The following is a 23,987-nucleotide window of genomic DNA, read 5'->3' on the forward strand; positions in this document are numbered from 1 at the left end:
CTACCGATGGCATACAGATGAGTGATTCATGGGTTACTGGCAGTGATAGATTGGAAAAAGCTGGTTTAACCCAAAAAGATATTAAAGCGATCCGTGAAGGTTTGGAATTTGGTGATGGCACCGTTGAAAAGCGATTAATTCGTGTAAAACCAGACGGAAGTGTCACATCAAAAATAATTAAATAGTGAGGTATAAAATGTTACGTGATTCTCTAAGAGATAAAAACTATTTCGATGAGGCTATTGCAGACATAGATGATAGTATCGCACGCTATCAAAAGCGATTAGCGCAACCAGAAAAATTAGTGCCATATGGTAGAATGGGCGGCTCAGCAGGGCTTTGTCGGCTCATTCTTAATCGGATGAAATATTGCTACTCAAGAGGTGATACTCTTAAAAATTTACAGCACAATTTGGTGGATTTATTGAAATATCGAGAAATGCAAAAGAAATTTGCTGACGAATTGCCACCAGAAGATGCAGATCGAAGAGTCGAGTGGGAGCGTTTAGATTTTTCAACATATAAAGAAACATTTTCTTGGATTTCCTTTGCTTTAGCAGCAGGCGCATCAACAGATTATTTTGCTAAACTTTTTAAGCTGGTTGACAACCAAGGTTTGGATACAATTTTTGATCGGATTGCAGTAAAGCTAGGCGATACAGATCGCCCTATTGGCACCAAAGTACTTTATGCAAAACCTTACCAGTTACTGCTGGATGCCCTTGAGGCAAAAAAAGAACAACAACCTATGCTAATGAACAAATTTATGGATGCCTGGTACCCCGCGTGCGTTAAAAATGGATTCTATGATACTCACAACATCACCAATAACTTTGGCTATGCAGGCTACTGGTGCTTTGAAGCCGCGTTAGTAACATTAGTATTCAAACTAGATGATAGCGGCTACCGAAACCATAAATATTATCCCGCTGCATTAGTGCATGGTGATTAATCAACTTTAATCGTTTACGAGCGACAAGAAATGCCACGAGATACACGAAAAAGTGCAGACTACTTTAAGAATCTTTTACCGCAATACATCGAAGGAATAGAAAATTTAACCCTTGCGCTGGAAGACGGCTCTATGCCACTTCCTGACGAACAAACCAAAGTAGCGAACGACTTGTTTGAGTTGCAATTAATGTACTCCATCGCCAGCTATTCAAGTGGCGAACCGCTTGATGCACTAAAACCAAAAGTGGGGAAAATTCTTGAATCAAGAAAAATATTTCTCGTAAAGGCCAGCACGTTGCCTCAAAGGCAACAAATTTATCGTCAACAATTTGAACGGATTACCGGTGACGATGAAATTGATGGAATACACCCGATTAGCCGTTACATCAATAGCCTGTGGTGGCTATCCCTTGCTGTAGCCACAAAACAATCCAAAGAACACTGCTTGGAAATCCTCGCCTGCATAGGCAACAGAGGTGAAGATGAACATCTGGACAAGATTGCGATTACACTAGGGGATGAAAACACAGCACAAGCAAGCTCCTTATGTTTTCCACACCTGTATCGACCATTGCTAAAGGTTTTTGAAGAAGCACCTGGCAAACGGATAGAATTATTGAAAATCTTTCTGGATGATTGGTATTCAAGCTGTTGGCAGTCAGCGTGGTACAACAATCACAGCAAGGAAAATGAAGAAGAGGGAAACTGGGATTTCTATTTCGGCTACTGGAGTCTGGAAGCTGTATTGATAGTGAATCTATTAAATATAGACGACTCCGAGATTAAAAAACATTGGCACTACCCAGTGGATCTATCGCTCTCATAATATTCATTGCATACATCAAAAAAACTATTTTAAAGTTTTAGTGAAATACGTAAGAATTAAAAATTCAAAAAATATATTTACATCCCCCCAAAACTAGTTAGCAGGAAAAATGGCTTTTACAAGAAAACAAGCAGAAGAAACCTTCGAAAATTTTTTAATGATAATGGATGATCAATTAGAAAATTTGAAAGGCACCGCCGAAAAAAATCAAATAACACTTGATTATTCATTAAGGGACCTCGAAAACCTTGAGAAATTATTTGACATAGTTTCTCAAGATTTACCCAAAGATGAACTATCTAAAATGGTGGTTTTTTTTGCTAGATATTTAGGCGAGCTGATGATAAATAGAAATGGAGGAAAATGGACAATTCCTTTAGATAATGAAAAAAATATAAATTTCAATACTCCTGTTATAACAGGACACTCACCGATTGACGGGCTAGAGTTTGCCCCCATTTCTACGATGAGAGCCTATGCATTAAGACGAAAGAAGGGTACGTTGAGACGCTCCTATGATGCAAACGTGAATCCGATTGCTGTAGACATAGATCACCTGATCGAAGAATAGTGAAAATTGGGAATGAAGATCGATTTGGTAGATTTTTAATCCCTCCACTACAAAGCGAGCATTTTTAGTTGGCACGCGCCACTATCTGAATCCGTACCGTGCGCGTTGCCAAATGTACCTCACGCAAAAAATATCCAAGCCCAACAATTAAGGTTAGCGTTGATGCAGTAAATAACGCGCTAATCACCCATTTGAATTCCACCTGCAACAATACCTGCAAAAAAATAAACGCCACCACCATACACACCAGCAACGCAGAACAAGTGCAAGCCGTGATTGCCGAACTGGCATAGTGGCGGCGGCGTTCAAGGCGACTTAATTCTTTGTGAAGTAAATCAGTATCGTGCAGATGTACGGGCAATTCCTCTTCTGTGAGGCTGCGCCCGCGATCAATAATCCGCGCAAGGCGACTGGCCATTACATTCAGCAAACCGGCAATACCGGTGAGCAAAAACACGGGCGCCAGCGCAAGCTGAATGGCGTGGGCGACATCGCCGAAACTCATTACCAGTTCTGGGGAGGAGGTCATTTTTTGGACTCACATGATTCATTGCGTCACAGAGTATGATAAGGACAAGACAAACTAGTCAATCAGAAAAACATTACCTCCCCAAACCCAACCACTGGTTGACACCTTTTAACCTGCGCAGTACAAAAAATTCAATTACCAAAAGCACAATCAATGAAATCGCCAATAGCGGCAGAAAAATTGCCAGACCAAGGGTGATTGCCACTACTGTAAAACCAACACGGGCGGGCATCGGTGGTGGTGCGCCCAATGCTGATTCGGGTTTGCGTTTGCGCCATAAAATAAATCCGCTAACGCTGATGAGTATTAAGCCTGCGCAGGTGAGTACGCCTAACACTAAATTAAACCAGCCAAATAAATAACCTTCATGCGCTGCCACGCCGATACCGATGGCGCGATCCAGTAATTTTTTCTGTGCAAAATCGCTGCGCTTTTCAATGCTGCCATCGCCATTGATCCATACATCCGCACGCTGGGGGCGATTAGACGTCTGCGAGGAGGCTTTCCAGCTTTGCGCCATCAACTCATGATGATTATGCTCGCTGTGATCTGTGTGATGTGAAGCCTGAGAAGAGGCTGCCACACTTAATTCCACGGGCGGTGCGAGCTGCAATTGTTGCGCAGTAGTGATCACAGCGGGCGTTAAATTAAAAACCTCACTGGCCTGCGCACGCCAATGCTGGTGTTCTTGTGCGCGGCTTTGGCTCCAATCCTGTTGTGCAGAGAAATCTATTGCGCGCACTTCTTTTAATGCGCTACCCCAAACTAATGCCCAGGGTAAACCGGTGACTAATAAAAATAATGCCAGTGCAGAAATCCAGATGCCGGTCACCGCGTGAATATCACGCCAGAATGTTCTGCTGCCTTCGCGCAGGCGCGGATAAATAATGCCTGCCATGCCGCGTGTATTGCGCGGCCACCATAAATACAAACCGGTGACGATTAATACAATTGCCCAACAGGCCGCCAGCTCTACCAATATTGAACCGACATTACCGAGCAACAATTCGCCGTGAATGGTTTTGACGATATTCATTAACTGTTCGTCAGTACGCTCTTTTGCAAGCACAGCACCGGTGTAGGGATTTACAAACACCATCCAGTTGGTATCCGCCTGCACTTTAATTAGCACGGCTTCATTGGCGGATTGCGGCAGGCGATAACTTAATAATTTTCCGTTTTCGACCGCTGCCAGCGCCGCAGTGATTTGATCGTTAGGTGCAAGCGCCTCACCCGTTACTTGCAGGCCCCGATAGTCACGCTCTTGCCAGTGTTCGTAATAGGGTTTGAATAAATAAATCGCGCCGGTGAGCGATAATAAAATCACAAACGGAATAGCAAAAATGCCGGCATAAAAATGCCAGCGCCAAATGGTGCGATAAAGAGCTTTTTGATTATTGCTTGTTTGAATTAATGCATTCATATTTTTGCGGCTCTTCGAATTCGTCTTCTGTGCAGGGTAGGAATTTTTACCACTTTTTATAGGTTATAAGTCATAAGAAAGACTTAAATAAAGTGTGCGCCCTGGCCATGGGTGTGCCACATAACTTTGCTCATCGGTGAGGTTATCCACACCGAAACCGACTTCAATTTGCTCGCTGAAATCATATGTGGTTTTTACGCCCACACGGGTATAGCCATCCTGTGCGCCCATCACGCCTTCGGCGATGTCGTCGTTTTGCAGGCGACCAAAACTTTTATCGGCATATTGCACATTACCACTGAGATCCCATTTGTCATTCACGTGATAAGTGAGCAATAAGTTGCTGCGCCAGCGTGGCATACGTGGGTAGTCATTGCCTTCAATGGTGGTGGTTGGGTTGGGGCCTTCGGCGGTGCTGTTATCTTCAATGACTGATTTGGTATAGGTGACATTAAACCGCGCATCCAACTCGGGCACCAACAGGCCAGAATAATTAAGGATCAATTCCACACCATCGGTTTGCACTTCATCGACGGCAGAAAAAGTGGTTACCAGTGTGGAGAAGTTGCTTTGCGATTCAATCGCGTCCTCTATGGTTTCGCTAAATAAATTAATACGCGCGTAGCCACCATCAAATTGTTTTTCCAACATTACATTGTGATGCACACCATTTTCCGGTTTTAAATCCGGGCGCGGCACAGTAGAACCGGAATAGGATTGGCTTTGGGAAAATAGCTCTTCCACAATTGGAAAGCGATAGGCGCGCGCGGCGGAATAACGCACCAGCCATTCATCGGCAGGCACGAAGCCGAGTGAAAATTTTGGCGAGAATTGATTATGTTTTGCATCATCCACATCGACTAATTCAAAAGCGGAGCTGATGGGATTCTTACGGCTAAAATAACCGTTTTTACTTTCCCATTGTTCGTAACGGCCACCCAAAGCTAAATCCCAACGCGTGCTAATATCCCAATTTAATTGCACAAACGCAGCATCGATACTGGTTTCACCACCGCTGCGGCTGGTGTAACCGGCGTTGTCGCCCTGCAGCCAATTGCTGGAATTGTATTGGTTCAGATTGAGGCGATAGCCTTCGTGGCGCACACCACCCAGCCATTGCATGCCTTCCAATCCCACATCATCCAGCACCAATTTCACATCGAGAGTCTGCCAACCGGTATCGTCATAATCCGCAGTTAAGCCGGTGTTATTAAAGAGTGGATCTTGGGGGTTGCGACTAGAGCTAATGCTATTGTCTTTGAGAATACGGAAATCGCTGAGATTGGTTTCCACACGCAATTGATCATTCAATTTTCCTTTTACGCGCAGGCCGGTCGATAAACTTTTGCGTTCCAACTCACTATTACCCAAGCGCCCAGCGGCGATATTCATGCCAATACCGTCCTGCACAAAATTTCCCGCCCAGGCTGTGCTGCCATCGGCATTGCGCAAATAGCTGTTGGCGGCATCGCGCAGGGTATTGCGATCTTCATAGGCAAGGTTGAGCAATGCTGACCAGTCGTCGCTAAAGTCGTAACCTAATTTGATTTTAAAATTATCAGTTTGCGCTTGTTCAACGCCGGTATCGCCGTAGTAGTAAGCGGGCTTACCATAGACATCGCGCTGCACAATGGCGCCGGTAACCGTTGCGGCGCCGCTAGCGGGTGTTGCGCGATAGTCATAATAAAACGACTGGGGTTGGCTGTCGTTTTCGAGATGGTTGTAAGAAAAATAAACGCTCAAGTCGCCAATTTTATCGCCGTAGGAAAAAAAAGTTTTGGTGCCGGTTAAGCGATCCGAAAAACCGTAGGCGGAGAAATCTTGCGAGAAATAATCCAGATCCACATGCACTTTGCGTGTTTGCGGCAAGGCGGTTTCAATCAGCACTACACCGCCCATGGAGTTACCGCTGTACTCGGCAGAAAAAGGGCCGTAGAGAATTTCCACCTGTGCAATTTCACTCGCACTCACCATGGTCCAACGCGGCGCGCCACTCCAACGGGTTTGCAGCAAATAATGCAGCGGCACGCCGTCGGCAAATACCATGGAGCGCGGCGTGGCAAACATATTGGAACCGCGCAGGCCAAGGGTGCCGTTGGAATCGCCAATATAGCGTTTGCGAATCACCAGGCTGGGTTCGTATTTCACCAAGTCCTCAGTGGTGGTCGCATTGATGCTGACCATATCTTCCTGCGTCAGCACACTGGTGGGATTGGTATAACCGGCGTGACTCGCATCGCGTGCGTCACCCCAGACTTTTACCTCTTCAACCGGCTGCGGATTTTTAGCGCGCTTTTTTTTCAACACCTGTTCATGTGCCTGCGCAACGCTGGTCATACCTATACTCAGCACACCAGCACCCGCCAGCACAACCGCCAACAACCGTCTCACTAGTCTCACCCACCCTACTTTTTAATGGTTTTTCCTGAGGAGCAGAGTAGGCAGTTTGCGGCGCGACGAACAGTGACAAATTGTCGCAGGGGCGAGACCAGGGAGGCAGGTAAAATAGGATTTTCGTCATACCTGCGAACGCAGGTATCCATAAAGATCAATAGCGAAGATCAGCGGCGCTTAATGAGGGATACCAGGCCATAAACCAACAGTGAAACCAGCAGCGCCGGTAAACCCAAATATAAATCGCCGCCGATACCACACCAATGCAAAAGAAGTACCGTGCCGCAGCCAAGACCCATCAGCCATAGCGCCATAGTTTGCGACAAGGTTTTACCAAGACAGAGCAATAAAATAAGCGACACAAATGCTGCCGAGAGCATCGCCCAGGACAACACTACTAACGCAAAAACCGATTGTTGATTCAGCAGCGCCCACGCGAGTGCAGCACAGGTTGCTAAGAGTGTGGCGATTTTTATACCGATGATGTTGGTGCTACTGCGCGCCGCAAACAGACGCGGCGCCAAGTCTTGCGAGATAAATGACGAACAACTCAGCAGCAATGAATCCGCCGTGGAAATTGTGGCCGCAAATATTCCCGCGAGCACCAAGCCGACCAGCAGTGGTGGCAATAATTCCACCGCCATTTGCGGCAGCGCCAACTCGGCATCAAAGTTTGCCGACTCAGGTAAATAAATTCGCGCGAGCATTCCCACGGCGGTCGCCATGCAATAAAACACTACAAACCAGGCGTAATACCACAGGCGGGTTTGCACAAAATTCTGCGCAGCATTGAGCGTAATAAAACGCACCATAATGTGCGGTTGGGCGATAACCGAAAAACCGGCAAGCAGCCAGCCAATAAAAAATATACCCACACCCGCCGCACCGGGTAATACCACCGACGCAGGTGCAAATGAAAGAAAACCGGGAATATCATTCATGGCGGTAACGCTGGCCGATACGCCACCCAACGTTTGCACCGCGATAAATAACATCAAACCCATGGCAACAATCATCACGATTGATTGCGCCGCATCGGTCCAGATAGACGCGCGAATACCACCAGCAATGCAATAAAGCATCACCAAACACGCGCCGATTACTGCCCCCAACCACGCGGGCCAATTGAGTAATACCTGCAAGGCTTTACTGCCCGCGACTAGCTGCGCACCGGCATAGGACAATAAAAACACCAGCGCAATCAGTGCCGCAATTACCCGAAAACCACGCCCCGAAAAACCGGCCCAGCGCGTCAGTGCACCGATATAACTGGTTTCGCCGTTATTAAAAGCCTGCGCGCGCAAGCGCTGATGAACCCAGAGCGACGCGAGAAAATCCCCAAGAATCCAACCGATCATTAATAAACTGGCCGACAAACCAACGGCGTAGGTATAACCAATCACCCCGATAAACATATAGCCGCTGTTATTCGTGGCCACCGCCGACAAACCCACCAACCAGGGCGGCACACTGTGACTGGCGAGATAATAATCCTGCGCATTATTTTTACGCACGCGCGCTGAGGCTAAACCAATAACCAGAAAAAGTACGAGGCAAACAATAAAACTGATCAGCATAACAAGGCCCGGATTTTAGACGGTGCTATGGGCATCAAGCAGCAACTGCTCAAACGCGGGCAAATGGTGGAGTGGTTCTAACGCGGGGTCTTTGGCGAAATCATCCAAACGCGCATCGCCATTGACGAGCGCTTTGGTTAAGAAATTAATTGCATCGTCAAAATGGGAAAGCGCCGCATGAGCGCAGGCCAACTGATAAAACGCATGCGCATTGGAAGCATCCAGCTGCAGCGCGTTTTGACACAAATTAATCGCCCACTGGGGCTCATTGGATTCCAGTGCAGCATCGGCTTTGTACGTGAGCGCTTCACAATCCCGTGGGTTGAGCGCCAGGATTTGATCATAAACCGCAATTTTATTGGCGGGCGCCGACTCTTGTGCAGCGCGCAACCAGAGCGCGTGAATTTCTTTGGTGCGCTCAATGGCTTCGCGGTTTTCATCAATGTAGGTGGATTTTTCCCGCAGCTGCTGTTCAATTTCACGCAGCCGGTCTTCATAAGCACCAATTAATTTGCGCAGTTCTTTATCGGCAAGAGTGCCCATTTTTTCTTTCATTTCGCGGATGGATGTCCAACCCACAATCACCAATACCGAACTTACCGCGGCGATAATGTAGAAAAAATTGGAGACGGTATTGGTGGCATAACTCACGCTGCGGTCAACCGCTTCAATTTGGCGATCGGTAATTTGCTGGATAAATTCCACGCGCTGCGCGGCCATGTCGGTACGCAGGGATTTTAATTCATCCAAAATATAACGCTCGGTAAACGCACTGTAGAGCGGTGCGTCCAGCTGCTCTACAATTTGTTGTGCCTGCTCTGCCGCAGCGCTGGCCTTTTTTTCCGGCAAACTTTGCGCCTGAATACCCGCCGCAAATAACAGCGGCAGGAGCACAATTAGCAGCAGAATAAAGGCGCGCTTAAACGCGGAGTCTTGCTTCATACAATCACTTCCGCCGCTAGCGCATAGGCACCTTCGGCATTGTGCACTTCGCGCCCCATCAGCGGCGGATTAAACACACAGGCTAATTCCATTTCTTCAAACGCACGTAGAATATGTTTGTCGTGTTTATCCAAAATATAAATAGTGCCCGGTTCTATAGTGTGAATAGCGCCGCTGGCGACATCTTTTATTTCACCAAAACCGCTAATGCAATACACCGACTCAATATGGTTTTGGTAGTGCATAGGCAGCACCGCGTCTTTAAAAATACGGGTGATATGGAATGAAAAACCGGCGCCATCACTTTTTAACAACAGACGGTTACTCTCCCACCCTTCTGCATTAATGGTGCGACCTTGCAGTTTTGCCTCGGATAATTTTCTAACAATCATAGATACCTCTCTATTTTTTAATCAGGCCAAAAGACTTATGCCGTTTTACGCGCGACATATTCACTCATGGCAGCAGCAAAACTTAGCTCAAGAATTTTCAGGCCTTTGCGCAGATCCTCCTCACCAATCGTGAGCGGACAAAACACTTTTACTACCTGCCCCTGATTACCGGCTGTTTCAATCACCAAACCGCGTTCAAATGCATGGCGACAAATTGAATCGGCAATAGCACCGCTGGCGCATTCAATGCCCTGCATTAAACCACGCCCTTTTACGCGCAGGGTGAGCGGCTGGAATGCATCGAGCATGGCTTTTAATTGCTGCTGTACGATGAGGGATTTCTGCGCAATTTCCTGCGCAAAATGTTGGTCGCGCCAATAGGTTTCGAGCGCCGCTGTCGCGGTGATAAAGGCATGGTTATTACCGCGAAAGGTGCCGTTGTGTTCGCCCGGCAACCAGCGATCCAGCGCGGGGTTTAACAACACAATCGACAAGGGCAAACCAAAACCGCTGAGGGATTTTGACAAGGTGACAATATCTGGCTTAATGCCACTGCTTTCAAAACTAAAGAAACTACCGGTGCGGCCGCAGCCAGCTTGAATGTCATCAACAATTAACAACATGTCGTGTTTGCGACACAGTTTTTGCAACCCCTGCAACCAGGTATCGGCCGCAACATTTAAACCGCCCTCACCTTGCACCACTTCAATAATCACAGCGGCGGGAATATCCACACCACTGGAAGGGTCAGACAATAATTTGTCCATCATTTTGAGGGTGTCTGCATCGCGCCCGTGATAACCGCAAAAAGGCATGCGCTCAATATTGTTCAGCGGCACACCGGCGCCACCGCGATGATGTTGATTACCCGTGGCAGCGACCGCACCGAGCGAGACACCGTGGAAACCATTGGTAAACGCAATTACACCGCTACGGCCTTTGACTTTGCGCGCAATTTTTAATGCCGCTTCAACTGCATTGGCGCCCGTCGGCCCGGTAAATTGCACGCGATATTCCAAACCGCGCGGCGCCAAAATAATATCGCGCAGGCTGGTCAAAAATTGCGACTTGGCCTGAGTATGCATATCTAACCCGTGGGCAATGCCATCCTGCTCGATGTAATCCAGCAGTGCTTTTTTAAGCAACGGATTATTGTGTCCATAGTTCAGCGAGCCGGCGCCAGAGAGAAAATCAAGATAGGCTTTGCCCTGATCATCAAATAAATAGCTGCCGCGCGCGTGGTGAAATACCACGGGAAAAGCGCGAGAGTAAGAGCGAACTTCCGATTCCATTTGTTGAAAAATTTTCATTGTCGTCATCCTCTTGGTGAATATGATTTGTGCTAACGGGAATAGCTAAATTTTGGATAGCAGCTTCCCCTGGCGATACAGAGGTATCACCATTCGGGTAGGGCTTGGCCCTTAAAGGTTTAACGGTTTAACGATTTATGGGTGATGTTCGCAGCGCGGGCAACGAGTTGCACCGCGCGCGTTGCCCATCATTAATCCAGCCAGCGCCGGTTGGAGCAGCGCAAACCTGCACGCAGATCGTCCAGGTGATAGGCCATGGATTTGTCGGGGCGGTTGGGCAGCGGGGCAATTTGCAGCAAGTATTCGTCGTCATGCTCACCGCCAAAATGGCGATCGCGATCAAACATCATGCTTTTCACGGGGATGGCGCCGCAGTCGCGGGCAAAACTTTCAAACAGCGCCCAGGAGGCGTGATTGTCGGGGGTGATACTGGTCGTAAGACGCTGGGCTTTTTCGGTGCCCGGCTGATCCACCAACCACGTGAGCATGCGCTTGGCCAAGCCGGAACCACGCATTGCCTCGCTCACCACAACTTGCCACACAAAGAGGGTCTCGCTGTCATTCGGCGGGCAATAAGCCGAGATAAAACCGACCAACTGCCCGTTGAGCAGGGCGGCAACCGAGGTATCGGCAAAGTGCTGGCATTGCAGCAAATTACAGTAGACGGAGTTGGTATCTAGCGGTGGGCTGGCAGCAACCAGTTGGTTGAGAGCATAACCATCGGTTGGTAGAGGGTGGCGCAGCTCCAGGTTGTCCCATAAAAGATCGTTTCTGGCGTTCATAAAAACCTCCATAGTGCGTCTTTGATAGCGGCAATATTATTACAACACTAATCAATTGGAAGCCTTTTTAATAGATTAAAAGGCTTTAAGAAAGGATTAAAATTTAGTAAACATCGAATTAACAGCACAAAATCGTTTTTATTGGCACTTAATTAAACTTTTTGCCTTAAAATATACTTAGTACACAAAGTATATTTTTGATAGTACAAAATTTATCAGCACAGGTCTAGTGATAATTTTGTGACATAACCTGGCCTTTGCGCTGAGGATGACAAGAAGCACTCCCACAGGCATGCTGCTATCCCCGCCCCCTAACCTTTACTGACGACATCTTAAATGAACCAGATCGACCAGGTACTCACTTCACTGCGCCGTGTAATTCGCGCCATCGACCTCCACTCGCGCCAACTGGTGAAAACCGCCAGTGTCACCGGCCCGCAACTGCGCCTGTTGCAGCTGATCCGCAGCCAGCAGGGCGGCACAGTAAAAGAGCTGGCGGACGCCATGAGCCTGAGCCAAGCCACAGTCACCAGCATTATGGATCGCCTGGAAAGCCGTGGCCTGATTGCGCGGGTGCGCTCGCTGACCGATAAACGCAAAATTCATCCGCAGCTTACCGACAGCGGCAATGCCCTGCTGGATACCGCCCCCACCCCGCTGCAAGACAGTTTTGTGCGCAAGTTTGACCAGCTGCACAGCTGGGAGCAGCACATGATTATCGCTTCGCTGCAGCGCGTGGCAGAAATGATGGATGCCGAAGCAATTGATGCCTCGCCCTTTTTGGACATAGGCTCGCTGGACAGGGTGGAAGTAGACGAGGCGACAATCGCCCAACAGGGCCCACAAAATTGACGCCCCCATGGGCTAGTCACAAAAACATCACCAAATAGTCCAAATCCCGCCACAGCTCCGTAACAAAGCCCACCTAAGCTGCGCCCCTGACACAGTTAATTGCCCATATCGGGCATTTGCCAAGGGAGCGCACACCATGAGTTCAGTAAGAGCGATTCACCTGTCGCTGGCCTGCTTGATTGCAAGCGCCAGCTTCCCCGCCGCCGCCACGCTGTATTTTTCTGAATACATAGAAGGCAGCAGCAACAATAAAGCATTGGAAATCTACAACAGCAGTACCAATGACATCGCCCTGAGCGGCCATAAAGTGGAGATGTATTTCAACGGCAGCAATAGCGCTGGCCTGACCATCAACCTCATCGGCAACATCCCCGCAAACGGCGTCTTTGTACTCGCCCATGGCAGCGCCAATGCAAGCATTCTTGCCCTTGCCAACCAAACCAACAGTTCCGGCTGGTTTAATGGTGACGATGCGATTGTGCTGAAAAATGGCAACACAATTTTGGATAGCATCGGGCAAGTCGGCGTTGACCCCGGCAGCGAATGGGGCACGGGTTTTACCAGCACCGCCGACAACACTCTGCGCCGCAAAACCTCCATCACCGCTGGCGATGCAATCATCAATAACAGTTTTGACCCCGCGCTGGAGTGGGAAGGTTTCGCGCAAGATACTTTTGATCATCTCGGCACCTATCAAGGCAGCAGCAATGGCGGTGGCAATAATGGCGGCGACAATGGCGGAACAACCGGCAGTTGCGGCGACGCTGCCACCTTGATCAGCACTGTTCAGGGCGCCGGCGCAAGCAGCCCGCTACTGGCTAGCGGCGTCAGCATTGAAGCCATCGTGGTTGCGGATTTCCAAAATGCCAATCAGCTCGGCGGATTTTTTGTGCAAGAAGAAGATACCGACAGCGATGGCAATGCAGACACATCCGAAGGCATTTATATCGCCAGTACTACACCTGTTGCAGTGGGTGATCGGGTACGCGTATATGGGAAAATCGCAGAGACTTTTCAATTAACCCAACTCAGCGAAACAACGGTAGCCGTGTGCGCGAGCAATCAAGCCCTGCCGACGCCAGCCACTCTTTCACTGCCGGTTACCTCACTGGATACCTTTGAAAAAATTGAAGGCATGTCCGTGGCTATTGCACAAACACTCACCGTAAACGAAACCTATCAATTAGGTCGCTTCGGCCAAGTGCTGCTCGCCAATGGCCGTTTGCAACAGCCCACCAATGTGGTTGAACCCGGTGCAGCGGCTAATGCATTACAAGCGCAAAATAATTTAAATAAATTGATGATGGATGACGCCAGCAATCTGCAAAATCCTGATCCGGTTATTTTCCCCGCACCCGGTTTGTCTGCACAGAACACACTGCGCAGCGGCGATACTGTGGCAAATCTACAAGGTGTAATCACTTACGATTTTGGTGTGTATCGCATACTACCCACCGTCACACCCAATTTTTTACACACCAATGCACGCCCACTCACACCGGTAACAGATTCAGCGGCGAATTTAAAAATCGCCAGTTTTAACGTCTTAAACTTTTTCAACGGTAATGGCACTGGCGGTGGCTTCCCCACCTCACGCGGTGCCAATACAGCAGTGGAATTTGCGCGGCAAAAAGCAAAAATTGTTAGTGCTCTTGTTGGACTGGACGCCGATGTAATCGGCTTGGTTGAAATTGAAAACGATGGTTACAGCAGCACCAGCGCAATTGCCGAATTAGCGTCAGCACTGAATACCGCTAACGGAATCAACACTTGGAAATATATCAATCCAGGCGTAAATAAAATCGGCACCGATGAAATTGCGGTCGGGTTTATTTATCGCAGCGACAAAGCTACTGCGATTGGCACAACCGCAATTTTGGATTCAAGCATTGACCAACAATTTATCGACACCAAAAATCGCCCCGCGCTCGCGCAAAGTTTTCGCGCCAACAGCAACCGTGCAATTGCGACAGCTGTCGTCAATCATCTTAAATCCAAAGGTTCGGATTGTAATGACCTAGGCGATTTGGATATCGGCGATGGCCAAGGCAACTGCAATATCACTCGCACCCAAGCCGCCACCGCCTTGGTGAATTGGCTGAGCACCAATCCAACCGGCGTTAATGATCCGGATTATTTAATCATTGGCGATTTAAATGCGTACGCCAAAGAAGATCCCATCACGCAGATTATCAATGCGGGTTATACCGATCTGATCCATAAATTCGGCGGCAGCAGTGCTTACTCTTATGTGTTCGACGGGCAAGCCGGTTATTTGGATCACAGCTTGGCAAGCAGCTCATTAACACCACAAGTGTTATTCACTGCTGACTGGCATATCAATGCCGACGAACCTATCAGCCTCGACTACAACACTGAATTTAAATCGCCCACACAAATTGCCAACTTTTATAGCGCCGACGCATATCGCTCATCCGATCATGATCCGTTAGTAGTTTCATTGAAATTAATTTTGGACCTCGATGGCGACGGCGATGTGGATAAAAACGATGTGCAACTCGTCACCAACGCACGCGGGGTAACGCCAACTGCATTTGATCAACGCGATGTAAACGGCGACGCCGTCATCAATGCACTCGATGCACGCACACTCACATTGCAATGCACCCGCCCGGGTTGCGCCACTCATTAATTGACAAAGCCTCCCGTAAAGGGAGGCGCTTATTCTTAACCGGAGTTTTTTATGAAAAAAGTACTAGCACTTTTAGTTACCCTTGGCTTGGCATTGTCGCTGAATGCCAATGCCAATGCCATCAATATCGAATTAACAACCGATAAAAATGCCTTAACCCTGAGCGATACGCTTGCAATCGACGTACGCATTAGCGGGCTGAACCATGGCAGCTCACCATCACTCGGCGCTTACGACCTCGACTTTAATTACGACCCGAACCTGTTTGCTATTCACAGCATCATGTGGGGCGACGCCACACAAGGTAATCAATTGGACTTAATGAACTACGGCAGCCTTCAAGACAGCAGCTCTGGCAACGGATGGTTAAATTTATTTGAATTATCTTTTGATAGCGCAGCAGATTTGAATTTACTGCAAGCAGGAGAGTTTATTTTATTCACCGTGCTGCTTAATGCCATCGCAGACGGCAGCAGCATTCTTTCATTGACCGCAAACTCATTGAGCGATGCCTATGGCGAGGAATTATTTATTGCACCCATTAACAATTTATCCGTGGTGGTCAACAGCGTTTCCGTACCAGAGCCGTCCAGCATGTTACTGCTACTGGGAATGATTGCATTTATCGCACTGCGCAACAAACTAGCGCAATCGCAGAAGTAAATACACAACAAAAAAGTCCGCGTTTTTAGCGCGGACTTTTTTATATTTACAGATTCAATAAAAAACTTAGCCGACAACCAAATTATCGCGATGAATCAATTCGTTATCATCGCGATAACCTAAAACATCGGCGATTTGGCTACTGGGTTTACCGATAATTTTACGCGCTTCATCGGCGTGGTAATTAATTAATCCGCGCGCGATTTCTTTGCCGTTTAAATCTTCGCAAATCACCATATCACCACGGGTGAAATCACCGCGCACTTCTTTGACGCCCACTGGCAAAATACTTTTACCTTTCTCGCGCACCATGCGCACTGCACCGTCGTCCAGAATAATGGTGCCGCGGGTTTGCAACTGGCCGGAGATCCAGCGTTTGCGTGCGGCTTGTGGCTGTTGTTCGGCCCACAAAAAAGTGCCTAGGCTTTCACCGTCCGCAATACGCAGCAATGCATTTTCAATGCGCCCTCCCACAATTACTGTGTCGGCACCGGAGCGCGCAGCAACTCGTGCGGCGCGCACTTTGGTAATCATGCCGCCGCGCCCCAAGGCACCACCAGTACCCCCAGCCATTTGCTCCAGGCGATTATCATCAGCGGCGATTTCACTCAGCAGTTGCGCATCGGGATTGGAGCGCGGGTCGCTGTCGTACATGCCTTTTTGGTCGGTGAGAATGACCAGCAAATCCGCCTCAATTAAATTGGCCACCAGCGCACCGAGGGTGTCGTTATCGCCAAAGCGAATTTCGTCGGTAACCACTGTGTCGTTTTCGTTAATCACCGGCACCACATTTAAACCCACCAGAGTTTTTAAGGTGGAGCGTGCATTTAAATAGCGCTGGCGGGAGGATAAATCGTCGTGGTCGAGCAGCACTTGCGCGGTGAGCAAACCGTAGCGCTGGAATTCCACTTCGTAGGTTTGGATCAAACTCATTTGACCAACGGCCGCCGCGGCTTGCAGCTGATGGATTTCAGTCGGGCGCGCCGCCCAACCCAAACGGCGCATACCAGCGGCCACCGCACCGGAGGATACCAACACTAATTCAATGCCGCGCAGACGCAGCTCAGCCATTTGTTTGACCCAACCGGCAATGGCCTCGGCATCAAGACCTTTACCATCATTGGTAAGGAGAGCGCTGCCGATTTTTACTACCCAGCGCTTAGCTTGGGGAATGATGTTTCTTTTGCTCATGAAGAGATGCGCTCAAGAATAATTTGTTAAATTTTTATGCAAACACCGGGCGCATAATGCAACACGCCCGGAACGAGACCCGGGCGTGAGATTACACTATTTTTTTCGCTGACTAATCGCAAAATCAACGCGCATTTAATTAGTGACCAACGTAAATAACTTCTACGTCGTAATCATCTTCATTGAAGTTATCATCCTCCACATCGCCGCGTGCACGACGCGCTTCGCGCTCGATTTCGCGCAGCTCTTCAATGCGATCACGCGCTTCCTGCGCCATCTGATTTTGCAATTGCTCTTCGCGCTCGCGCGCTTCCGGATTGGTTTTTTCCTCTTCCCAGACTGCTTCAAGGTTATCCATGAGTTTGCCAATCAATGGCACTGTGCCTTCGCGATTGAGCGCCGAAATACGATAGACCGGGCCAGTCCAGTTCAATTGATCAACCACCGCCTGGCAGCGCGCCTCCACCTCATCGGGCGGAAGCAAATCGATTTTGTTAAGCAGCAGCCAGCGCTCGCGGGTGGCGAGGGTCGGGCTGAACTTGGCTAACTCCTCGGCGATGATACGTACATTGTCTGCGGGATTGGATTCATCCACAGGCACCATATCCACCATGTGCATCAGGTAGCGGCAGCGGGTTAAATGTTTGAGGAAACGTACCCCCAAACCAGCACCTTCGGCGGCACCCTCGATCACACCGGGAATATCGGCGATCACAAAACTGCGGTGCTGCTGCACTTTTACCACCCCGAGATTGGGTACGAGTGTGGTGAAGGGATAATCCGCCACTTTGGGCTTGGCGGAACTGACCGCGCGGATAAAGCTGGATTTACCGGCATTGGGCAAACCGAGCATACCTACATCAGCCAATACTTTTAATTCAAGTTTCAGGTTGCGCATTTCGCCTTCCGTACCGGGCGATGTTTTGCGCGGTGTGCGGTTGGTACTGGTTTTAAAGCGGGTATTACCCAAACCGTGGAAACCACCCTGCGCCACTTTTAATTTCTGACCGTGTTCGGTCAAATCGCCAAAAACCTCTTCGGTATCGGTATCAATTACCGTGGTGCCTACGGGCACGGGCAGAAACAGATCGGCACCTTTGGCACCGGTACAATCTTTACTGCCGCCTTTCTGGCCATTTTCGGCGCGATACTTGGGCACAAAACGATAATCGATGAGGGTGTTCAGGTTTTCATCAGCCACCAGATAGACACTGCCGCCATCGCCGCCATCGCCGCCGTCCGGGCCGCCTTTGGAAATAAATTTTTCCCGGCGGAAGCTCATGAAACCGTTGCCACCATTACCGGCTTCGACATGAATAGGGGCTTCATCAACAAATTTCACAAATCACTCCACAGGAATAAAAATAAATACAATAAAATCATCAAAGCAAAACTTCAGAACTGGATAGCAACCCTGCATATCGTCCTGAATATAAAAAAGCCCCATCGTGAACGATAGGGCTTTTTTATTGTTCTTCATTTGCCCACTGCAAGCAGTAAGCTTGGCTAGTTTTTTAGCGCAATATTAAGCAGCAGGAATGATGCTTACGTATTGACGGCCAAAAGCGCCTTTAATTTCGAACTTAACAGTACCGTCCACTTTCGCGAACAGAGTGTGGTCTTTACCCAGACCTACGTTTACACCAGCGTGAAACTTGGTGCCACGTTGACGAACAATAATGCTGCCGCCAGAAATCAACTCGCCGCCGTAAGCTTTAACACCAAGGCGTTTCGCTTCTGAATCGCGACCGTTACGAGAACTACCAACCCCTTTCTTGTGAGCCATTTTATAGCCTCCTCAATTAACCTTTGATAGCAGTGATTTTCACTTCGGTGAACCACTGACGATGACCTTGACGCTTCATGTGGTGCTTACGACGACGGAATTTGATGATCTTCACTTTGTCGGCACGGCCATGAGCAACTACTTCAGCAGTAACAGTTGCGCCTTCAACAACAGGAGCGCCAATTTTGACGTCTGCGCCGTTAGCAACCAGATACACCTTGTTGAATTCAACAACGCCGCCAGTAGCGAAATCGATTTTTTCGAGTTTGAGGGTTTCACCCACAACTACGCGATGTTGCTTACCACCGCTTTCAAATATTGCGTATGCACTCATTTACTTTGCTCCATACTTTTATCCAGACGAATCTGGACTTGGACGACACGAAGTAGCTTGGCGATATGCCTGGGCATTTGGGACTAGCGTCGTATACCGGTTTTCAGGGGCGGCGATTGTATGCCAAGCCTCCAGATTATCGCAAGCTAAAAAACCATCGCCAGCGCAGTTTTTGCCTATTTAATGATCTGCAGGGCACTCAACCACAACTCCAGCGCCTGCGGCCAACTGGAGACAGTGCCCTGCCCCTGAATCATACCCACACCGTGGATGGCGGAGTTGTAGACATGCAGCTCCGACTGTTTGCTGTATTTCTGCACCTCAGCAAAAAACATCAGGCTGTTACCGACAGGCACCGCTTGATCGCCCACACCATGCAGCATAAACACAGGCGGAACCCCTGCTTTGACTTGCTTCTGCAGTGAGTTATCACTCACTAATTGCGGCTCGGGATGGTCACCCAGCAAGGCCTTGCGCGAGCCAGCGTGAGCATCGGAGCCCTCCAGGGTAATTACCGGATAACCGAGAATGGCAAAATCCGGGCGCGCGCTAATGTCAGCCAGTGGATCATTGTTATCGCCCGCAAAATCAAAACGAGTAGCGACACTGGCAGCTAAATGGCCACCGGCGGAAAATCCTATCACCCCCACTTTAGCGGGATCTATCCCCCACTCCGCAGCATGCTGGCGCACCTGACGCACCGCACGCAAACCATCAAGCAAAGGCGCGGGAAAGCCGTGCTCCTGCATACGGTACTTGACCACAAACGCTGCCACACCGCGCGCGGCAAACCATTTGGCGATGTCGTGCCCCTCGTGGTTAATTGCCAAACGAACGTAGCCACCGCCAGGGAAGATCACAATCGCGGCGCCATTGGCCTTGCTCGCCTCCGGCCAATAGGGCGCCATGGAGGCGTTATCCACACTATAAACGCGCTGATCCTTTACATGTTCGCGGTCGGGATTGACCAAAGGCTTTTCATTCCACAAATAAAAAGCACCCACAGGGCGCGGGGTAGAGGGTTGTTCGGCAAACACTTGCGTAGTTACTCCAATACAAAACAAACAGCAGACAAACAGGAAAACGCGATTAATAACAGCCATAGGTAGATCTCGTCAGGGACGCCGGTTAATGATTATTGTGTTGACCGGTTTGACTATTGCCGAGCGACGGAAAACTGCCTGTTACTGGCGCCCCGCCTTTATCAATAAAATCGCCCGGTACATTGCCGGGCGAACTGATAATAACAGCTGCAATGGAAATTTCAGCAGTGCTTAGTGCAGATGGGTTTCGTCGTCGCCCCACCAGTGGTGCAACTGCCAATCCACGCGCGTTGGGTCAGCGGCGCGCAGTAGCCAATCACTGGTGATCAGCTCCCACTCATAAAGCCCAAGCTTCAAATCCGACCAGATGCTGTGTGCGTCTTCGCGAATATAAGCCTTGGCTAAATCCACCTCTTCACCCACCATCTGCTCGGCGGTAAGCTCGAGTTTGACCAGATCGTCAACCTCCTGTTTAAGCGCGCCCAGAGCCCCCGTTTCCTCGGGGCTGAAGGGCAAATCGAGCTGACTGACATGGTAGGGGTTGTCGGCAGCTTTATTGGTTGGATTATTCGTTGGCTTCATGGCAAATAACTCCCGCTAGCGCTTCAAGATATTTATACCCACATAGGCAGTACAGCCTCTATAATCACCGCCTTTCTCAACATTGAGTGCAAAACTCCACCTTCAGTATAGGCCTTAGATTCCAATGCAAGAGCGCCCCATGCAAGAACAATACACTCCCGCCGAAGTTGAAGCCCAAGCCCAGCAGTACTGGGAAGAACACCAAAGCTTCAAGGTTATTGAGGATCGCAGCAAAGAAAAGTTCTATTGTCTGGCGATGTTTCCCTACCCGAGCGGCAAGCTACACATGGGGCACGTGCGCAATTACACCATTACCGATGTGATCGCCCGCTACCAGCGCATGCAAGGCAAAAACGTATTGCATCCAATGGGTTGGGACGCCTTTGGTCTGCCCGCTGAAAATGCCGCGCTGCAGCGCCAGACCGCACCGGCAGCCTGGACCTATTCCAATACCGACCATATGCGCAGCCAGTTAAAGCAACTCGGCTTTGGCTTTGATTGGTCGCGCGAACTGACCACCTGTAAGCCCGAATACTACAAATGGGAACAGTGGTTCTTTACCCGCTTGTACGAAAAAGGTTTGGTTTACAAGCGCATGGCAACGGTGAACTGGGATCCGGTTGACCATACCGTTCTGGCGAACGAACAGGTGATCGACGGCCGCGGCTGGCGTTCGGGCGCATTGGTTGAGCGCAAAGAGATTCCGCAGTGGTTTATCAAAATCACCGCCTATGCGGAAGAATTGTTGGCCGATCTGGACAAACTGCCCAACTGGCCAGAGCAAGTCAAAACCATGCAGCGCAACTGGATCGGCAAAAGTCGCGGCTTGGATATGCATTTTGATTTGGCATCACCGGTAGGCGAATTCACTGGTTTTGATATTTACACCACCCGCCCCGATACCATTATGGGCGTGACCTATGTGAGCCTCGCAGCTGAGCATCCTATTGCCAAAATTCTTGCGGAGAGCAATTCCGCGCTCGCGCAATTTATCGCCGAATGCAAAGTGCAATCGGTCGCCGAAGCCGATATGGCGACCATGGAAAAGCGCGGTATCGATACCGGCATTAAAGCGCTGCATCCGATTACCGGCGAGCCGGTTTCAGTGTGGATCGCCAACTATGTATTGATGGATTACGGCTCAGGCGCAGTGATGGCCGTACCCGCGCACGACCAGCGCGATTATGAATTTGCGAAGAAATACAACCTGCCAATCTCCCAAGTGATTGCGCCGCAAAATGGCGAAGCGATTGATCTGAGCAAAGCGGCCTTTACCGAAAAAGGTGTGCTGGTGAACTCGGGCGAATACGATGGCTTGGACTTTAACGCCGCCTTCGATGCCATCGCCAGCACCTTGGAAATGGCGAACAAAGGCCAGGTGAAAACCAACTATCGCCTGCGTGACTGGGGTGTATCCCGCCAGCGTTACTGGGGCGCGCCTATCCCCATGTTCAATTTGCCCGACGGCGGCGAGATTCCGGTACCAGCCCACAAGCTCCCCGTGTTGCTGCCGGAAGATGTAGTGATGAATGGCGTTCACTCGCCGATCAAAGCCGATCCTGAATGGCGCAAAGCCGAGCTGGACGGCCAGGCAGTTGAACGCGAAACCGATACCTTCGATACCTTTATGGAATCCAGCTGGTACTACGCACGCTACACCTGCCCCAATTTTGAAGGCGGCATGCTCGACAAAGCCGCCGCCGATTACTGGCTGCCGGTAGACCAATACGTAGGCGGTATCGAACACGCCATTCTCCACCTGCTTTACTCGCGCTTCTTCCACAAGTTGATGCGCGACGAAGGTCTGGTGAGCTGCGATGAACCCTTCGAGCGCTTGCTCTGCCAGGGCATGGTGTTGAAAGACGGCACCAAGATGAGTAAATCCAAGGGCAACACCGTTGACCCGGAAGAGCTGATCAACCAATACGGCGCCGATACCGTTCGCCTGTTCTCCATGTTTGCCGCACCACCAGAGCAAAGCATGGAATGGAGCGATTCCGGTGTTGAAGGTGCCAACCGTTTCTTACGCCGTTTGTGGAAAGCGGTGGAAGGTCACATTAATGCCGGCACACCGGGCAAATTAGTAGTCGCTGATTTGCCGCAAGCACAGAAAGATTTGCGTCGCAAAACCCACGAGACTATCCAAAAAGTCAGCGATGACTATGGCCGTCGCCAAACCTTTAACACCGCGATTGCCGCGGCCATGGAATTGCTTAACGAAACCAGCAAACTCGCCGACCGCGCCAACCCACTCGGGTTAGCCGTTGAACGCGAAGCGCTGGAAGCAGCGATTTTATTGCTTGCGCCAATCGTACCGCACATCAGCCATTCACTCTGGCAAGCGCTCGGCCACAAGAGTATTCCACTCAATGAAAAATGGCCAACCCTCGATGAAAGCGCATTGACCCGCTCAACCGTGGAAGTCGTTATTCAAGTGAATGGGAAACTGCGCGGCAAATTGGATGCAGCCATCGACTCCCCCAAAGAACAATTGGAAGCGCTGGCGCTTGCACAGGAAAACGTACAAAAATTCCTGGAAGGCATTACCGTGCGCAAAGTCATTGTGGTCCCCAATAAACTTGTGAATATCGTTGCCAATTAAAACCCCTTCCTTTTACAAGGGGGAACTACATGAGAGTGTTATGAAAAAAATCATCGTCAGTTTATTAGTGCTCACCCTCACCGCTTGTGGCTGGCATTTACGCGGCTCTACAGCCGGCGGCGATAAGCTGGCGATGACAACCCCGCTGGATTTAGTAATCGACGCCGAGGATAACCACTCGCCCTTGATGGACGCCCTGCGTCAATCACTGAATAGCTTCAACATCAATGAAGTTAACAGTGCTACCGCCAACTCCCTGACCCTAACCTTGGGAGCAGAGATAATGGATAAACGCACCGCAGGTGTGGGTAGTGATGCATTGACCAGCGCCTATGAAATTATTCTCAGCATGGATTATGTCGTTAGCAATACCGAAGGCGTCATCACTCCACTGAATACCCGTGCGCGCATTTCACGCACTTACAACTACGATGTGAACAATGCCAACAGTGCCGCACAAGAAGAGAAATTGGTGCTGCAGGAAATGCGCAGTGAATTAGCACAAACTATTTTGCGTCGCACCAAAACCCTGTCGGTCAAAACATTGCCCGCCAAAGCACCCGCTGCTGACGCTAACTGAT

Annotated in this window: 23 protein-coding genes; 9 read left to right on the forward strand and 14 right to left on the reverse strand. The window is 49.5% G+C overall.

Annotated features, from left to right (window positions below):
* Positions 1-17: 17 nt before the first annotated feature.
* From NNX04_RS11750 to NNX04_RS11770, 4 genes are all read left to right on the forward strand, one after another.
* Positions 18-185 (forward strand): hypothetical protein, encoded by a 168-nt coding sequence (locus NNX04_RS11750; RefSeq protein ID WP_261945862.1) that lies wholly within the window; start codon positions 18-20, stop codon positions 183-185.
* A gap of 11 nt (positions 186-196) precedes the next feature.
* Complete coding sequence (locus NNX04_RS22840; protein ID WP_315973047.1) at positions 197-952, forward strand: PoNe immunity protein domain-containing protein; 756 nt, start codon at positions 197-199, stop codon at positions 950-952.
* A 30-nt stretch (positions 953-982) separates the two neighbouring features.
* Positions 983-1,780: a DUF1911 domain-containing protein gene (locus NNX04_RS11765; protein ID WP_261945863.1), complete on the forward strand. Its 798-nt coding sequence runs from the start codon at positions 983-985 to the stop codon at positions 1,778-1,780.
* 109 nt (positions 1,781-1,889) lie between these two features.
* Positions 1,890-2,351, forward strand: coding sequence for a hypothetical protein (locus tag NNX04_RS11770; protein ID WP_261945864.1), 462 nt, complete (start codon positions 1,890-1,892; stop codon positions 2,349-2,351).
* A gap of 64 nt (positions 2,352-2,415) precedes the next feature.
* Here the strand turns inward: NNX04_RS11770 and NNX04_RS11775 are convergent, their stop codons facing one another.
* The 8 genes from NNX04_RS11775 to ectA all read right to left on the reverse strand — a co-directional run bounded on the left by NNX04_RS11775 (position 2,416) and on the right by ectA (position 11,700).
* Entirely contained in the window at positions 2,416-2,880 is a 465-nt protein-coding gene (locus NNX04_RS11775) for a DUF2721 domain-containing protein (RefSeq protein ID WP_261945865.1), read from the reverse strand.
* Between the two features lie 73 nt (positions 2,881-2,953).
* Complete coding sequence (locus NNX04_RS11780) at positions 2,954-4,303, reverse strand: PepSY-associated TM helix domain-containing protein (protein ID WP_261945866.1); 1,350 nt, start codon at positions 4,301-4,303, stop codon at positions 2,954-2,956.
* A 63-nt stretch (positions 4,304-4,366) separates the two neighbouring features.
* Complete coding sequence (locus NNX04_RS11785; RefSeq protein WP_261945867.1) at positions 4,367-6,694, reverse strand: TonB-dependent receptor; 2,328 nt, start codon at positions 6,692-6,694, stop codon at positions 4,367-4,369.
* A gap of 170 nt (positions 6,695-6,864) precedes the next feature.
* A complete protein-coding gene (locus NNX04_RS11790; RefSeq protein ID WP_261945868.1) occupies positions 6,865-8,274 on the reverse strand; it encodes a sodium/proline symporter in 1,410 nt (469 codons plus the stop codon).
* A 15-nt stretch (positions 8,275-8,289) separates the two neighbouring features.
* Entirely contained in the window at positions 8,290-9,216 is a 927-nt protein-coding gene (locus NNX04_RS11795; RefSeq protein WP_261945869.1) for a TPR end-of-group domain-containing protein, read from the reverse strand.
* The gene (locus NNX04_RS11800; RefSeq protein WP_007640072.1) at positions 9,213-9,608 is read right to left on the reverse strand and encodes an ectoine synthase; all 396 of its coding nucleotides are present in this window, start codon (positions 9,606-9,608) and stop codon (positions 9,213-9,215) included. Before NNX04_RS11800 ends, NNX04_RS11795 begins: the two co-directional genes overlap by 4 nt.
* 35 nt (positions 9,609-9,643) lie before the next feature.
* A complete protein-coding gene (gene ectB / locus NNX04_RS11805; protein WP_261945870.1) occupies positions 9,644-10,918 on the reverse strand; it encodes a diaminobutyrate--2-oxoglutarate transaminase in 1,275 nt (424 codons plus the stop codon).
* 191 nt (positions 10,919-11,109) lie between these two features.
* Entirely contained in the window at positions 11,110-11,700 is a 591-nt protein-coding gene (gene ectA / locus NNX04_RS11810) for a diaminobutyrate acetyltransferase (protein WP_261945871.1), read from the reverse strand.
* 336 nt (positions 11,701-12,036) lie between these two features.
* Between ectA and NNX04_RS11815 the strand changes: the two genes are divergently transcribed.
* The 3 genes from NNX04_RS11815 (at position 12,037) to NNX04_RS11825 (ending at position 15,868) form a co-directional block, all read left to right on the forward strand.
* The gene (locus NNX04_RS11815) at positions 12,037-12,552 is read left to right on the forward strand and encodes a MarR family winged helix-turn-helix transcriptional regulator (RefSeq protein ID WP_261945872.1); all 516 of its coding nucleotides are present in this window, start codon (positions 12,037-12,039) and stop codon (positions 12,550-12,552) included.
* Between the two features lie 136 nt (positions 12,553-12,688).
* Positions 12,689-15,205 (forward strand): ExeM/NucH family extracellular endonuclease, encoded by a 2,517-nt coding sequence (locus NNX04_RS11820; RefSeq protein WP_261945873.1) that lies wholly within the window; start codon positions 12,689-12,691, stop codon positions 15,203-15,205.
* Positions 15,206-15,256: 51 nt separating this feature from the next.
* Positions 15,257-15,868: a PEP-CTERM sorting domain-containing protein gene (locus NNX04_RS11825; protein ID WP_261945874.1), complete on the forward strand. Its 612-nt coding sequence runs from the start codon at positions 15,257-15,259 to the stop codon at positions 15,866-15,868.
* A 66-nt stretch (positions 15,869-15,934) separates the two neighbouring features.
* Here the strand turns inward: NNX04_RS11825 and proB are convergent, their stop codons facing one another.
* From proB to NNX04_RS11855, 6 genes are all read right to left on the reverse strand, one after another.
* Positions 15,935-17,059 carry a glutamate 5-kinase gene (gene proB / locus NNX04_RS11830; RefSeq protein ID WP_261945875.1) on the reverse strand — a complete coding sequence of 375 codons (1,125 nt, stop codon included), beginning with the start codon at positions 17,057-17,059 and terminating at the stop codon, positions 15,935-15,937.
* Between the two features lie 139 nt (positions 17,060-17,198).
* Entirely contained in the window at positions 17,199-18,401 is a 1,203-nt protein-coding gene (cgtA, locus tag NNX04_RS11835) for an Obg family GTPase CgtA (protein ID WP_261945876.1), read from the reverse strand.
* Positions 18,402-18,584: 183 nt separating this feature from the next.
* A complete protein-coding gene (rpmA, locus tag NNX04_RS11840) occupies positions 18,585-18,845 on the reverse strand; it encodes a 50S ribosomal protein L27 (protein WP_007640051.1) in 261 nt (86 codons plus the stop codon).
* A gap of 16 nt (positions 18,846-18,861) precedes the next feature.
* Complete coding sequence (gene rplU, locus NNX04_RS11845) at positions 18,862-19,179, reverse strand: 50S ribosomal protein L21 (protein WP_007640048.1); 318 nt, start codon at positions 19,177-19,179, stop codon at positions 18,862-18,864.
* Between the two features lie 176 nt (positions 19,180-19,355).
* Complete coding sequence (locus tag NNX04_RS11850; RefSeq protein ID WP_261945877.1) at positions 19,356-20,282, reverse strand: alpha/beta hydrolase; 927 nt, start codon at positions 20,280-20,282, stop codon at positions 19,356-19,358.
* Positions 20,283-20,453: 171 nt separating this feature from the next.
* A complete protein-coding gene (locus tag NNX04_RS11855; protein ID WP_007640042.1) occupies positions 20,454-20,804 on the reverse strand; it encodes a hypothetical protein in 351 nt (116 codons plus the stop codon).
* A 139-nt stretch (positions 20,805-20,943) separates the two neighbouring features.
* Here NNX04_RS11855 and leuS point away from each other — a divergent pair, with 139 nt between their 5' ends.
* A complete protein-coding gene (gene leuS, locus NNX04_RS11860; protein WP_261945878.1) occupies positions 20,944-23,406 on the forward strand; it encodes a leucine--tRNA ligase in 2,463 nt (820 codons plus the stop codon).
* 40 nt (positions 23,407-23,446) lie between these two features.
* Positions 23,447-23,986 carry an LPS-assembly lipoprotein LptE gene (locus NNX04_RS11865; protein WP_007640039.1) on the forward strand — a complete coding sequence of 180 codons (540 nt, stop codon included), beginning with the start codon at positions 23,447-23,449 and terminating at the stop codon, positions 23,984-23,986.
* The last annotated feature ends 1 nt before the right edge of the window (position 23,987 follow it).

The organism is Cellvibrio sp. QJXJ (assembly GCF_024452345.1).
Taxonomy (GTDB): Bacteria; Pseudomonadota; Gammaproteobacteria; order Pseudomonadales; family Cellvibrionaceae; genus Cellvibrio.

Excerpts from the sequence above, each read along its gene's own strand:
- NNX04_RS11825 (WP_261945874.1), top strand. The coding sequence starts at position 15,257 with ATGAAAAAAGTACTAGCACTTTTAGTTACCCTTGGCTTGGCATTGTCG.
- rplU (WP_007640048.1), bottom strand. The coding sequence starts at position 19,179 with ATGAGTGCATACGCAATATTTGAAAGCGGTGGTAAGCAACATCGCGTA.
- NNX04_RS22840 (WP_315973047.1), top strand. The coding sequence starts at position 197 with ATGTTACGTGATTCTCTAAGAGATAAAAACTATTTCGATGAGGCTATT.
- rpmA (WP_007640051.1), bottom strand. The coding sequence starts at position 18,845 with ATGGCTCACAAGAAAGGGGTTGGTAGTTCTCGTAACGGTCGCGATTCA.
- NNX04_RS11815 (WP_261945872.1), top strand. The coding sequence starts at position 12,037 with ATGAACCAGATCGACCAGGTACTCACTTCACTGCGCCGTGTAATTCGC.
- proB (WP_261945875.1), bottom strand. The coding sequence starts at position 17,059 with ATGAGCAAAAGAAACATCATTCCCCAAGCTAAGCGCTGGGTAGTAAAA.
- NNX04_RS11865 (WP_007640039.1), top strand. The coding sequence starts at position 23,447 with ATGAAAAAAATCATCGTCAGTTTATTAGTGCTCACCCTCACCGCTTGT.
- NNX04_RS11770 (WP_261945864.1), top strand. The coding sequence starts at position 1,890 with ATGGCTTTTACAAGAAAACAAGCAGAAGAAACCTTCGAAAATTTTTTA.
- NNX04_RS11780 (WP_261945866.1), bottom strand. The coding sequence starts at position 4,303 with ATGAATGCATTAATTCAAACAAGCAATAATCAAAAAGCTCTTTATCGC.
- ectB (WP_261945870.1), bottom strand. The coding sequence starts at position 10,918 with ATGAAAATTTTTCAACAAATGGAATCGGAAGTTCGCTCTTACTCTCGC.
- NNX04_RS11775 (WP_261945865.1), bottom strand. The coding sequence starts at position 2,880 with ATGACCTCCTCCCCAGAACTGGTAATGAGTTTCGGCGATGTCGCCCAC.
- NNX04_RS11800 (WP_007640072.1), bottom strand. The coding sequence starts at position 9,608 with ATGATTGTTAGAAAATTATCCGAGGCAAAACTGCAAGGTCGCACCATT.
- ectA (WP_261945871.1), bottom strand. The coding sequence starts at position 11,700 with ATGAACGCCAGAAACGATCTTTTATGGGACAACCTGGAGCTGCGCCAC.
- NNX04_RS11765 (WP_261945863.1), top strand. The coding sequence starts at position 983 with ATGCCACGAGATACACGAAAAAGTGCAGACTACTTTAAGAATCTTTTA.
- NNX04_RS11855 (WP_007640042.1), bottom strand. The coding sequence starts at position 20,804 with ATGAAGCCAACGAATAATCCAACCAATAAAGCTGCCGACAACCCCTAC.
- NNX04_RS11850 (WP_261945877.1), bottom strand. The coding sequence starts at position 20,282 with ATGGCTGTTATTAATCGCGTTTTCCTGTTTGTCTGCTGTTTGTTTTGT.
- NNX04_RS11790 (WP_261945868.1), bottom strand. The coding sequence starts at position 8,274 with ATGCTGATCAGTTTTATTGTTTGCCTCGTACTTTTTCTGGTTATTGGT.
- NNX04_RS11795 (WP_261945869.1), bottom strand. The coding sequence starts at position 9,216 with ATGAAGCAAGACTCCGCGTTTAAGCGCGCCTTTATTCTGCTGCTAATT.
- NNX04_RS11820 (WP_261945873.1), top strand. The coding sequence starts at position 12,689 with ATGAGTTCAGTAAGAGCGATTCACCTGTCGCTGGCCTGCTTGATTGCA.
- leuS (WP_261945878.1), top strand. The coding sequence starts at position 20,944 with ATGCAAGAACAATACACTCCCGCCGAAGTTGAAGCCCAAGCCCAGCAG.
- NNX04_RS11750 (WP_261945862.1), top strand. The coding sequence starts at position 18 with ATGAGTGATTCATGGGTTACTGGCAGTGATAGATTGGAAAAAGCTGGT.